Below are 11,515 nucleotides of genomic sequence, written 5' to 3'. Positions count from 1 at the left end.
GGCATACGAGTTGGGCTCCGGTCTCGTGGGCTCGGAGATGTGTATAAGAGCCAGGGGGATTTCTCGGAAGGCCCTCCGGCACCGGGATGCGGCGCCGGAGGGATGCTTCAGACGGGCGGACGGGAGCCGCCCGCTGGCATCAACAACAGTGGACGTCGATGGACGCGGTGCAGCCGCTGCAGCCCGTGTCCGCCACCAGGTTGGACTCGGTGAGCGCCTGTTCGGTGCGCGCACCTCCCACGAAGAGCGGTCCCGCGGGGTTGGTCATGCCTTGGGACTCCTCATTGCCGGCCAGCCAGCCCTCCACCACATCCTGGAAACTGGGCTTCTTCGTCATGAGTGTTCTCCCTCGCGCCCGGACGGTCGTGGCGAGGGGTGCCATGTGCGCCGGACGCGGAGCGGACGTGAACACAGACACGCCCCGCAATGCCAGACGCATCAGGTCAAAGTCAGACACTCCACAATGACTTGCGCCTGCACGCCACAAGTCCAGCGGGATCCGAACGCGGCATAAGGGATTGCCACCACGAAACGGGCGGCCCCCTGCCCAAGAGGACGAGGAGACCGTGGACCAGGTGACAGGTCGGCCTCGGGGTCGGAGAGCGAGCCCGCCACGCGACATCCGCTGCCGCGAACGCCAGGGGCCTGACAGCCGGGCCCCTGTCCGCTCTTTCCAGGTCAGCAGGGACGCCTAGGATGGCGAGGAGGAGGTGAACGTGGAGCGCCCCATCGCCAGCCCGGAAGATCCGCTGGTCTTCAACGGCATCGATGGCGTCACCGGGCAGTACCTGGTGCCGCCCATCGCATTGCCCGCGGCCGCGGAGGTGGCGGAGCCTCGGGGTGAGGCCGCGTATTTCGAAGCGTGGAGGAAGTGGCTTGAGTTCCTCCCCATGCGTCTCAGCTTCGGCCTGCCACCCGACGCGCCTCCGGAGGACTACACGAAGGCCGGCTGGGGCGTGGTGTTCCCGGCGTCCGCCTCCGAGGAGCTTCGCAAGAGCCTGGAGCCGCTCATCGCCCATCGGCGCGAGCGCATGGAAGAAGCGGACCGGTGCCACGTCCTCACCTACCAGCCCGGTGAGACGGCGCATCAGTTCCTGGAGCGGCACGGAGCGCCCATCGGCGACGTGGAGCCGAGCATCGTTCCCTATTACCTCCTGCTCGTGGGCGGGCCTGACGTCATCCCGTTCGACGTGCAGCACTCGCTCTCCCTGTCGTACGCCGTGGGCCGGCTCTCCTTCGACACGCCCGCGGAGTACGGGCGCTATGCGGACAGCGTGGTGGCGTATGAGACGGGCGCTTCCGTACCCAATCACCGCCAGGTGAGCTGGTGGGGACCCAAGCACCCTGGGGACCGCTCGACGGAGCTCAGCGCGGACAACCTCGTCGCTCCGCTCGCCCGTGGTGCGCCGTTGGATCACCCTCCCCAATTGTCGAAGACGGTCGCCGCGAAGGCCCGCTTCGCCAGCCGTGAGGCCATCGAGGATGACGCAACCCGTGAATGGTTGCTGGCCGCGCTCCATGGCCGCGACGTGCGCCCGGCGGTGCTCTTCACCGCGTCCCATGGCGTGGGCTTCAAGGCGAATGATCCGCTCCAGCTCACGAAACAGGGCGCCCTGCTGAGCCAGGATTGGGCCGGATTTGGCGCGATGGCTCCCGCGCACTACGTGGCGGCGTCGGACATCCAGGACGACGCGCGGCTCCATGGCCTGGTGGCGTTCTTCTTCGCCTGCTTCGGCATGGGCACGCCCGCGAACGACGAGTTCCCGCTCCATGCCTCGCGCAGTGGTGACGCGCTCGCGAGTGCTCCCTTCGTCGCGGCCCTGCCCCGGCGGCTCCTGGCCCATCCCAACGGCGGCGCGCTGGCGGTGATCGGCCACGTGGAGCGGGCGTGGGGCTTCTCCATCAAGCCCCTGCAGATGACCCAGACGACCATCCACCCGTTCCGCAACACGCTCTGGAAGATCATGGCGGGCATGCCGGTGGGTCACGCGCTGCGCGACTTCCGCGACCGGTTCTCCGCCGCCAACAACATCCTGCTGACGCACCTGGATGCCAACACGTCCAACGGCAAGCTCCAGCCTCGCGAGCTGCTGCACCGGTGGATCGAACGCAACGACGCTCGCAACTACGTGGTGCTCGGCGATCCCGCCGTGAGCATCCGGCACAACGACCTGCAGGCGCTTCCCTGAAAGGAGCATCGACCCATGCGAACGCTCATTCTCAGCGACCTCCACCTCGGCAACGGTGGCCCCTACGACATCTTCGCGGGTGCCGCCGAGCTGCCCGCCCTCTTCGATTCCTTCACCCGCACGCCCACCCACGTCGTCCTCAACGGGGACAGCTTCGACTTCCTGCTCAACGACGACCCATTGGCGGTGGACCCGAAGCGGACGCTGGAGCAGGCCCGCGCGCTGGTGACATCCGCGGCGACCGCGCCCGCGCTGAAGGCGCTCGGGCGGGTGCTGGCCGCGGGAGGCCGGGCGACGATGGTGGTGGGCAACCACGACCTGGAACTGGCGCTTCCGGACGTCCAGGAGGTGATCCGCTCCGCGCTGGGCCAGCCCAAGGACATCGCTTCGCGGCTGGAGTTCCGGGACGGCACCGCGCCCCTGCAGCTGGAGGTCGGCGGTTCGCGCGTGCTGGTGACGCACGGCGAGCACACCGACGTGGCGAACCGCATCGACTACGACTCGCTCCTGTCGTCGGAGCGGGCGAACCGCTTCCGCTATCCGCCGGGTTCGGTGCTGGTGAAGACGCTGCTCAACCCGCTCAAGCACCAGCACCGCATGCGGTACATGGACCTGCTCAAGCCGGACTTCGAGGGCGCGGTGATGGTGGCGCTCGGCGTGAAGCCCGACGCGCTCCGGGTCCTGTTCAACGCGGGGACGCTCACGCTCATCCGGCGCCTGCTGGACAACCGGGGCCTCGCGCCGGCCTTCGCGCTCGAACCGATGGACGCGGTGGGCGGGTCGGACGCGGACGTGCACCTGGCGCGCAGCCTGGCGCGAGTGGACCTGAAGGACGACGAGGTGGACGCCCTGCTGTCGGTGCTCGACCCGGAGAAGCTCAACGCCTTCGACAACCCGGAGGCCCTGGGCCGTGCCCGGCTGAAGCTGGCCAAGGCGGGGTTCGCGTTCTACGCACGCCTGCACCGCGCGGTCGCTGGCAGGACCGGCACGGACTACTTCGCCCTGGAGCCCGGCAAGGACGAGCTCGCGGAGACCGCGCGGCTGGGCAAGAAGTACAACCCGCAGGCGGTGGTGATGGGCCACACGCACGCGGCCCGCTGGCACGAGGGCGACGGCCCCCTCTACGCCAACACCGGCACGTGGATCTCCCTCCTGCGGCTCCCCGCCCCGGAGGCCTCCGACGAGGAATGGGGCGAATACCTCGCGGAGCTCCAGGTCAATCCGTCGCTGGACCCGGCGAAGCAGAAGCACGCGAAGCTGGAGCAGCGCTTCACCTTCGTGGAGGTGGAGCCGAACGCTTCGGCGCGAGGCGCGACGCTGCGCCTGTCGCAGTGGACGGATCAGGGCCCGAAGACACTGCGCAGCGCGGAGCTTCCGGCCGGGAGCTGAGGTCCGCGCTCAGCGGGAGAGTTGGGGACGATCCGCAATGGCGGACAGCACGCCGTGCAGCAGGGCCAGCACCACGGCGACCCCGAGCATGTACGGAGCGATGACCTGAAGGCCCCATCGCTCCGCCATGACACCCGCGAGGCTGGGGATCGCCGCCACGCCCGCCGTCGCCGCGCTGACCTGGAAGCCCACCGCGTGCGCGGAGACATCTAGACCCACGCGGCGCGGCGTCACCGACATCAGGGCCGGGAAGATGGGCGCCAGCGCCAACCCCAGCAACGCGAGCCCCAGCGCGGGCGGCACGGCGGGAATCGCGAACAGGGCCGCGCCCACCACCGCCAGCACCGTGCTCGCGCGCAGCATCCGCACCGGACCGATGTGTTCGACGACGAAGCCTGACAGCACGCGTCCCACCAGCAGGCTGCCCCAGTAGATGCTCACGCAGGTGCCCGCCGCGGCGGTGTGCAGGCCCCGGCCTTCGGTGAGCACGGTGAAGCTCCACTGGCCCGCCGTCACCTCCACGCCCGTGTAGAAGAAGAACGTGAAGATCTGCAGCCACACGCGGGGCCGGCGCACGGCCTCCATGGCGGACGCGGTGGGCACCTCCGCGCGAGGCTCCTCGCCGGGCGCCGCCACCTGTGCGTCCCACAACCGGCGCATCAACAGGAACGTCAGCGCCAGCGTCCCCAGCACCACGGCGAGGACCGCATAGCCGGTCCTCCAACCCGCCCCCCGAGCAAGCAGCGCGGTCATCAACACCGGCCCGACCGCGGCCCCCACGCTGTAGGCCGCGTGAAGCCAGCTCATGTGCTTGGGACCGAAGTTCTGGGCCGCGTAGTTGTTGAGCGCGGAGTCGATGGCGCCCGAACCGAAGCCGATGAAGCAGGCGGCGGCCAGGAACAGCACGAACAGGGGCACGGTCGCGTAGCCCGTGAGCCCCAGCGCCACCGAGCCGGTGCTCAGCGCCAGCAGCAGCCCCAGGTTCATCGCCCGCATCAGCCGGCCCGCGAGCAACCCGGAGATGAAGTACGCGACCGCGGCCGTCCCCAGGATGGCGCCCATCGTCGCCTGCGACAGGCCGAACGTGCTTCGCAGCGACGGCCACGCGACCCCCAGCACCGCGTCCGGCAACCCCAGGCTGACGAAGGCCAGGTAGGCAAGCGTGAGAAGCGCGGGACGCGGACGGGGCACGGGCGAAGACGGGCTCACGCGGCGCACCGTAGATCGCGGTCGGACATCCCGTGGGGACATCGCGGTCACATTCCCCCGCCGGGGTCTTGACCTTGACACCAGTGTCAGGCCCGAAGCTCTCGGCCATGGAGTCTTCAGGAATGAGAAGGAAAGAACCCGACCGGGTCTGCCCGCCGGGAGCGGACCGCGGAAACCTGTCCGACAGTAGGACAGGTTTTGAACCGGCTCGACCGGGAGGGGCCCCATGGATGTTGGGGGTCCTGGCATCCGGATTCAGGAGCGCAGGATGAACATCGGAGAACTCGCCCGGCGCACGGGCAGCAGTGCGCGGTCCATCCGCCACTACGACAAGGCGGGGCTCGTCGCTTCCCACCGCCGCGACAACGGCTACCGCGACTTCGACGAGGTCGCCGTCCCCCAGGTCATGCAGGTCGCGAGGATGATCCGCCTGGGCTTCTCCCTGGAGGAGATCGCCACCTTCCCGCCGTGCATGCTCCGGCAGGTCACGGACGCCATCTGCCCGGACGCGCTCGCCGCCCACCGGGAGCGCCTGGCGGAGGTGGAGCGGCAGCTCTTCGACCTCGCCCGCCTGCGCGAGCGGCTCATGGCCCTGCTTCCCCCCAACGAAGGAGTCCCCCATGAACCGTCGTGACGTGATGAAGACAGCCCTCGTGGGCACGGGGCTGTTGCCAGGCCTCGGGCTCGCGGCCACGCCCGCGAAGGCACCCCGCAGGCCCCGGACGTTCCTCCTGGTCCACGGCGCGTGGCACAACGCCCTGCACTGGACGCGTGTCGCGGAGGCGCTCACCTCGAAGGGACACCAGGTCGTGGCCATCGACCTGCCCGGCCACGGACTCAACGCGCGCTTCCCCGCGTCCTATCTCACGGGCGACGCGGCGCGCTTCAAGGAGGAGCGCTCGCCCCTGGCCGACGTCACGCTGGACGACTGCGCGGACGCGGTGGTCGCCGCGCTGGAGAAGCTCCAGGGCGGCGCAAAGCCCGTGCTCGTGGGCCACAGCGCGGGTGGCACTATCATCACCCGCGCGGCGGAGAAGGCCCCGCACCTCATTGGCCGGCTGGTGTACCTGAGCGCCTACGTCCCGCTTCGCCTCCAGAGCGCCAGCGGCTACGGCGCACTGCCCGAGGCCCACACGCCCTACAGCGCGTCACTCTTCATTGGCGACGCCGCGAAGTTGGGCGCGGTGCGGATCAATCCGCGCGGTGATGCGGCGTACCGGGAGGCCCTGCGCGCGGGCTTCTACCATGACGTGGACGAAGCAGCCTTCCTGCCCTTCGCGCTCACGCTCACGCCCGACATCCCGGTGTCCCTCTGGATTGGCAAGGTCGGCGCCACAAAGGAGCGCTGGGGCCGCATCCCACGCAGCTACCTGCGCTGCGCCCAGGACCGCGCCCTGGTCCCCGCGCTCCAGGACCTGATGATCCGCGAAGCGGACGCCTTCACACCCGGCAACGCCTTCACCGTGGACACGCTGGACACGTCACACTCCCCCTTCGCGTCCCAGCCCCAGAAGCTGGCCGCGCTGTTGGACGGACTGCGCTGAAGCCGCGGCCTCTGAGGGCAGGCGTGTCGGTGCCGACCGATACCGTGCTCAGCATGACAAACACGATCAATGCCTCACGGCGCCGCGTTGCTGCGCTGCTGACCGGAGCGCTGTCCTTGTCCGCATGCACTGAAGGCGCCATGGGTTCGGCGGTTGGTGTGCGCAGATGGGTGGGGCCGCAGGTCATGGTCCCAGGCGGTGGGCAGTTCAGGACGAACATCTTCTACGGCCCGTGGCAGTGCAGTCCGCAGCTTATGAACTACTGCCGCGACAAATGCACCGGGGAGGGATTTGCGCTCCAAGGCTGCGTCTGGATCGCGGACGTGAAGATGGACTTCGACGGCAACATGTTCAGAGCGGGGAGCAGGTTCGGTATCGCCAACTGTTGCTGTAACTACCCAGCACTGAGCGTCATCCAGAACGCGACAGCACGGGGACGGTGGGAGTCCATCCGAGATGGATTCCGTGATCGATGGGCGGAGAAGTTCGGCCAGTGGCCGACTGACGCCAGTGGGAACAACTACCCGGCCCACCACATCCGCGACCTCAAGCACGGTGGCAACCCTACCGACTGGGACAACATCATCCCCTATCCGGCCGACCTCCATTCTGGCCTGAATCAGGTCTACAACCAGTGCTACGCAGGACAACCCCCGTGGACGAGCGTCGGGGTCAGCCATCCCTACGGAGAGTAGCCACATGCCGACGATGACCGAACTCCTCGACGCCGTGGCCGCCCAGCACTTCCCACATCCGCCCGCGACGGCAGCGGCAGTCGATGCGTTCGAACTTCGAATGGGCTGGCGCCTGGATCCGGACCTGCGCGCCTTCTACACGCGCTTCGATGGAGCCAGGCTGTTCCGCGGCTCCAACGCGCCCTACTCCATTCTGCCGCTCGCCGAGGTGCGGCGCGCACGGGTCGTCATGTCCCAAGCCGATACGGACGCAGCGGGTCCATCGGACTGGTATGCGGTGTGCCAACTCCAGGACAGCAACTTTGCGCTCCTGGACGTGGGGCAACAGACACATGGGCGCTATCCGCTCCGCGACGGCTACCGCGAGGGATTCCCGGACCCCTACTACTGCCCGGTCATCGCCCACTCGTTCGCGGAGTTCCTGGCGGGTGCGCTGACGTCCGGTGGGAAGTCCTATTGGCTGAAGGCCCTCGAAGAACAGGGCCAGTAACCCCGACGCCACGGTCTTTAGAAGATGGACAGGCCGGTCAGTGTCGTGAACCGGTCTAGCGCCTCCACGCCCGCCACCGAGTTGCCCCGCGCATCCAACCCGGGGCTCCACACGCACAGGCCACAGCGGTTCGGGATGACGGCGATGATGCCCCCGCCCACGCCGCTCTTGCCCGGTAGCCCCACGCGATAGGCGAACTCCCCCGCCGCGTCGTACGTGCCGCAGGTGAGCATTACCGCGTTGACCTGCTTGGCCTGGCTGCGAGTGAGCAGCCTCGACCCGTCCGCGCGCTGCCCATGCCGGGCGAGGAAACCACAGGCCCGGGCCAGGTCCGCGCAGCTCATCGCCAGCGAGCACTGCCAGAAGTAGTGCTCCAGCACCTCCGGGACTGCGCTCTCCATGTTGCCGTAGCTCGCCATGAAGTGGGCCAGCGCTCGGTTGCGGTGGCCGTGATCCGCCTCCGACGCCGCGATGATTGGATCGAAGTCCACGGACGGGTTGCCGCTCTCCGCGCGGAGGAAGTCCCGCAGCGTGCCGCGCGCATCCCCGGTCAGCCGCTGCAACCGGTCCGTGATGACCAGCGCCCCCGCGTTGATGAACGGGTTGCGTGGGATGCCCTGCTCGTACTCCAGCTGCACCAGCGAGTTGAACGGATTGCCCGACGGCTCCTTGCCCACGCGCTTCCACAGCGCGTCCCCGTCCCGCGACAGCGCGAGCGCCAGCGTGAACACCTTGGAGATGCTCTGGATGGAGAACGGCTCGCGCCAGTCCCCCACGCCGTACACGTCCCCCTCCACCGTCGCGAGCGCCATGCCGAAGCGGCCCGGGTCCACCGCCGCCAACGCCGGGATGTACGTCGCGACGCGGCCCTGACCCACCACCGGCCGCACCGCGTCCCAGACCTCCGACAACACCGCCTGGTAGTCCATGTGCCGCCATCCTCGTCCGGAAAGGACGGGGACGCTTTCAGAAATTCCGCGCCGCGGTGTCTGCTGGGGCATGCGCTTCCTCCCGACCACGCTCCTGGCCCTTTCCCTCCTGGGCACCCTCCCCACCGCGTGCTGCAGCAACCCCAGCCCGTCCACCAACGCCTGCCAGATCCCGGAAGAGACGCAGACGGATCCAGGCACGGTCCAGGTGACGCAGCTTGGCTCCGGGGAGCTCAACGCCGCGGGTCAGACGTGGCCCTACCAGTTGCTCAAGCTGGAGGTGCCCGGCCGCGCCGCCACCTATGCGCAGTGGTTCCCGCCCCGGAAGCCCGGCGTGTCCCCCACGGTGGTGCTCACCAAGCCCTACGACGGCATCGCCTGGACCGGCGAGGCCGTGGACGCGAAGTGGGCCACGCGCGGCGCCGGCATCCACCCGGACGACAGCGAGCCACACTACGGGCCGGGCTCGTCCCCCATCGCGTTCACGCCCACCACGCCGGAGCTCATCGCGGGCGAGGCCTTCATCCACCTGTTCCATGACTTCGGCGTGCTCGCCGTCTTCGGCCGCTTCTACGCGGGCGGCGATCTCCAGAATGACCGCGACGACATGAACGCGGGCATGCGCTTCCTGGCCCAGGCCCCCAACGTGGACACCCGCCGCATCGGCATCTTCGGCGGCTCTTGGGGCGGCTACGAGGCGCTCTACGCCGCGGCGGACGCCCCCTCCACCGTGGTGCCCGCCGTGGGCGTCGCCCTGTCCCCGCTGTCCGACTTCGCCGCGGAGGTGGACTACGTGAGTCGCTGGGTGCCGGCGCGCGTGAGCGACCCGGCCATGCGCTCGCGCTACCAGCAGTTCTTCGAGCCCTACTTCCGCCGCATCTACGCCACCACCGGCGGCGACCCCGTCACCCCCGGCACGGACTACACGCGCTGGACCGCCGCCCACCTGGCCAGCACCGTCCAGACGCCGTTCCTCATCCTCCACGACGATTGGGACACGCTCATCCCCGTGGAGCACACGCGCGTGCTCGTCGCCCAGGCCCCGCAGCGTTTCACTCCCATGTACTTCCAGAACCTCCCGGCCGTGGACTGGAACACCCTGCCGCCGGACCACGGACCGCTGCTCAGCGCGCACGGCGGCGTCGTCATCACGCTGAGCCTGGGGCACCTCTTCGTGACGCTGGGCGCGGCGGAGCAACCCCTCTACGTCCCCCACGCACAGGGCACCGTGCGCACGTGGCTGCAGGGCGTGCGCGCCGCCCAGGAGCAGGGCCGCGACGTGAGCGACGTGGTGCCCCGCCTGCTGGAGCTCACCGATCCGCGCGTGCTGATGTTCGAACCCTCTCTGGGAACGCTCCAGCCGGGCGCCACCTTCATCGCCCAGGAGATCAACGCCGTCTGGGGCACGACCTTCACCGACGCCAACGTGCGCTCGGCGCTGGCCCCGGGTCTACCCGCTCCCTGAGCCAGCGCATGCCTGCCCCACCGGTGGCACCCGCCCGAACAGGCATGTCGATCCGCACGTGGCCCATTCGTCGCCAATTTGGACGGGCAATGGGACTGCCCGGAAGGGACGGATGCGACGATGGAACTGACGGTGACGGAGTTCGTGACGCTGGACGGAGTGGTGCAGGCCCCAGGAGGTCCGGAGGAGGACACGAGCGGCGGCTTCACCCATGGCGGCTGGGTGCAACCCCATTTCAGCGAGGAGATGGGGGCGCACATCGTCGACATCTTCTCCCGCGCGGACGCGTTCCTGCTCGGGCGCGGGACGTACGAAATCTTCGCCGGCTACTGGCCGCGCGTGACGACGCCGGACCACCCCATCGCCCGGCCGCTCAACACGCTGCCCAAGTACGTGGCGTCCACCACCCTGCGCCGCGTGGAGTGGACGAACTCAACGCTGTTGGAGGGGGACACGGTCGAGGCGGTGCGCCGCCTCAAGGCCTCGCCCGGCCGCGAGCTCCAGGTGCATGGCAGTGGCGGCCTGCTGCAGACCCTTCTGGCGCATGACCTGGTGGACGTGCTGCACCTGCACGTCATCCCCGTGACGCTGGGCAGCGGCCGGCGCCTCTTCGGAGCGGGAACGCAGCCTCGCATGCTGCAACTGGCCGCGTCCCGAATCACGCCCAACGGGGTGGCGCTGCTCACCTACCGGCGCGCCGGGCCCCTGCGGACGGGCACCATCGGACAACTGGATTGATGCGTCAGCGCAGCCCCGCGAGCTTCGCCAGCTCGCGGGACATGGCGCGCAGTTCCTCCGCGCCCGCCGCGTTCGGGCTCACGTCGAACACCACCTCGTAGCCCAGGCCCGCCTGGTTGATGGACTCCGAGCGCGGGATGCGTGCCTTCAGCACCGGCACCGTCACGTCCTTCAGTGCCTCCTCCATCGCCTCGTTGGTCGCGGGCGTGCGCCGATCCCACAGGTTCACCGCGGCCACCAACTGGCCGCCCTGCTCGCGCACGTCGCGCCACGCGGTCTCAATCTCGCCCAGGCCCTGCAGCGCGAACGCGCCCGTGGGCACTGGCGCCACCACCACGTCCGCGAAGCACAGCACGGCCTCCGTGAATGCGCCGATGCTCGGCGGCGTGTCCACGATGATGACGTCCGGCGTCCACGACAGCGTCTTCAGCGCTCGCGGAATCGCCTGGAGCCGGTGACCCCAGCCGAACAACTCGCGCTCCAGCGCCGCCATGCGCGGTGCCCCCGGCGCGATGAACAGCCCCTGCCGCTTCGGCGACGCCACCACGATCTCATCCAACTTGTGCTTCGGCCGGGGCCCGAACGCATCCGCCACGCACGGGCCTTCACGCGTCTCCAGGCCCAGCACCAGCGACGCATGCGCCTGCGGATCCAGGTCCAACAGCAGCACCCGGCGGCCCGCGTCCGCCAGCGCCGCCGCCACGTGCGAACACAAGGTCGTCTTCCCGACGCCACCCTTGATGGTGCAGAACGCAATCGTTGGCATGGCCCGGGGTCTACCAGGAATCCCCCACGGCGCGGGGCCGCTCCGGATTGGACCACCCGCCCCATCCGGAGCGCTCCAGAATGGTGCAGCCCGCCCTGCCC

12 protein-coding genes are annotated in these 11,515 nt (G+C 69.4%); 8 read left to right on the top strand and 4 right to left on the bottom strand.

What is annotated here, in order from left to right:
* Positions 1 to 139: 139 nt before the first annotated feature.
* The gene (locus tag D7V77_RS36085; protein ID WP_120580802.1) at positions 140 to 337 is read right to left on the bottom strand and encodes a DUF6229 family protein; all 198 of its coding nucleotides are present in this window, start codon (positions 335 to 337) and stop codon (positions 140 to 142) included.
* Between the two features lie 379 nt (positions 338 to 716).
* Between D7V77_RS36085 and D7V77_RS36080 the strand changes: the two genes are divergently transcribed.
* Positions 717 to 2,189 carry a hypothetical protein gene (locus D7V77_RS36080; protein WP_147452270.1) on the top strand — a complete coding sequence of 491 codons (1,473 nt, stop codon included), beginning with the start codon at positions 717 to 719 and terminating at the stop codon, positions 2,187 to 2,189.
* A gap of 15 nt (positions 2,190 to 2,204) precedes the next feature.
* Positions 2,205 to 3,578: a metallophosphoesterase gene (locus D7V77_RS36075; protein ID WP_120580800.1), complete on the top strand. Its 1,374-nt coding sequence runs from the start codon at positions 2,205 to 2,207 to the stop codon at positions 3,576 to 3,578.
* Between the two features lie 9 nt (positions 3,579 to 3,587).
* Here the strand turns inward: D7V77_RS36075 and D7V77_RS36070 are convergent, their stop codons facing one another.
* The gene (locus tag D7V77_RS36070; RefSeq protein WP_233597451.1) at positions 3,588 to 4,787 is read right to left on the bottom strand and encodes a sugar MFS transporter; all 1,200 of its coding nucleotides are present in this window, start codon (positions 4,785 to 4,787) and stop codon (positions 3,588 to 3,590) included.
* 268 nt (positions 4,788 to 5,055) lie between these two features.
* Between D7V77_RS36070 and D7V77_RS36065 the strand changes: the two genes are divergently transcribed.
* The 4 genes from D7V77_RS36065 to D7V77_RS36050 are packed head-to-tail and all read left to right on the top strand — an operon-like array spanning position 5,056 to position 7,516.
* Positions 5,056 to 5,421: a MerR family transcriptional regulator gene (locus tag D7V77_RS36065; RefSeq protein WP_120580798.1), complete on the top strand. Its 366-nt coding sequence runs from the start codon at positions 5,056 to 5,058 to the stop codon at positions 5,419 to 5,421.
* Positions 5,408 to 6,331 (top strand): alpha/beta fold hydrolase, encoded by a 924-nt coding sequence (locus D7V77_RS36060; RefSeq protein ID WP_120580797.1) that lies wholly within the window; start codon positions 5,408 to 5,410, stop codon positions 6,329 to 6,331. The genes D7V77_RS36065 and D7V77_RS36060 overlap by 14 nt, the downstream gene beginning before the upstream one ends.
* 23 nt (positions 6,332 to 6,354) lie before the next feature.
* Positions 6,355 to 7,026, top strand: coding sequence for a hypothetical protein (locus D7V77_RS36055; RefSeq protein WP_233597450.1), 672 nt, complete (start codon positions 6,355 to 6,357; stop codon positions 7,024 to 7,026).
* Between the two features lie 4 nt (positions 7,027 to 7,030).
* On the top strand, positions 7,031 to 7,516 hold the full coding sequence (locus D7V77_RS36050; RefSeq protein WP_233597449.1) for an SMI1/KNR4 family protein: 486 nt from the start codon (positions 7,031 to 7,033) through the stop codon (positions 7,514 to 7,516).
* A 17-nt stretch (positions 7,517 to 7,533) separates the two neighbouring features.
* Here the strand turns inward: D7V77_RS36050 and D7V77_RS36045 are convergent, their stop codons facing one another.
* On the bottom strand, positions 7,534 to 8,445 hold the full coding sequence (locus D7V77_RS36045; protein ID WP_120580796.1) for a glutaminase: 912 nt from the start codon (positions 8,443 to 8,445) through the stop codon (positions 7,534 to 7,536).
* 70 nt (positions 8,446 to 8,515) lie between these two features.
* On the opposite strand from D7V77_RS36045, the gene D7V77_RS36040 reads away from it, so the two are divergent.
* Positions 8,516 to 9,910, top strand: a complete 1,395-nt coding sequence (locus tag D7V77_RS36040) for a S9 family peptidase (RefSeq protein WP_120580795.1) — start codon at positions 8,516 to 8,518, stop codon at positions 9,908 to 9,910.
* Positions 9,911 to 10,030: 120 nt separating this feature from the next.
* The gene (locus D7V77_RS36035) at positions 10,031 to 10,648 is read left to right on the top strand and encodes a dihydrofolate reductase family protein (protein WP_120580794.1); all 618 of its coding nucleotides are present in this window, start codon (positions 10,031 to 10,033) and stop codon (positions 10,646 to 10,648) included.
* Positions 10,649 to 10,652: 4 nt separating this feature from the next.
* Here the strand turns inward: D7V77_RS36035 and D7V77_RS36030 are convergent, their stop codons facing one another.
* The gene (locus D7V77_RS36030) at positions 10,653 to 11,414 is read right to left on the bottom strand and encodes a ParA family protein (RefSeq protein WP_120580793.1); all 762 of its coding nucleotides are present in this window, start codon (positions 11,412 to 11,414) and stop codon (positions 10,653 to 10,655) included.
* Positions 11,415 to 11,515: the final 101 nt, after the last annotated feature.

Source organism: Corallococcus sp. CA041A, assembly GCF_003612075.1.
Lineage (GTDB): Bacteria > Myxococcota > Myxococcia > Myxococcales > Myxococcaceae > Corallococcus > Corallococcus exiguus.
Note: the sequence above shows the minus strand (reverse complement) of the source record. Positions and strands in the feature narration are given on the sequence as shown.

What these genes read in the sequence shown, in the direction of transcription:
- D7V77_RS36085 (WP_120580802.1), bottom strand. Translation starts at nt 337, where the DNA reads ATGACGAAGAAGCCCAGTTTCCAGGATGTGGTGGAGGGCTGGCTGGCC.
- D7V77_RS36075 (WP_120580800.1), top strand. Translation starts at nt 2,205, where the DNA reads ATGCGAACGCTCATTCTCAGCGACCTCCACCTCGGCAACGGTGGCCCC.
- D7V77_RS36065 (WP_120580798.1), top strand. Translation starts at nt 5,056, where the DNA reads ATGAACATCGGAGAACTCGCCCGGCGCACGGGCAGCAGTGCGCGGTCC.
- D7V77_RS36060 (WP_120580797.1), top strand. Translation starts at nt 5,408, where the DNA reads ATGAACCGTCGTGACGTGATGAAGACAGCCCTCGTGGGCACGGGGCTG.
- D7V77_RS36050 (WP_233597449.1), top strand. Translation starts at nt 7,031, where the DNA reads ATGCCGACGATGACCGAACTCCTCGACGCCGTGGCCGCCCAGCACTTC.
- D7V77_RS36045 (WP_120580796.1), bottom strand. Translation starts at nt 8,445, where the DNA reads ATGGACTACCAGGCGGTGTTGTCGGAGGTCTGGGACGCGGTGCGGCCG.
- D7V77_RS36040 (WP_120580795.1), top strand. Translation starts at nt 8,516, where the DNA reads ATGCGCTTCCTCCCGACCACGCTCCTGGCCCTTTCCCTCCTGGGCACC.
- D7V77_RS36035 (WP_120580794.1), top strand. Translation starts at nt 10,031, where the DNA reads ATGGAACTGACGGTGACGGAGTTCGTGACGCTGGACGGAGTGGTGCAG.
- D7V77_RS36030 (WP_120580793.1), bottom strand. Translation starts at nt 11,414, where the DNA reads ATGCCAACGATTGCGTTCTGCACCATCAAGGGTGGCGTCGGGAAGACG.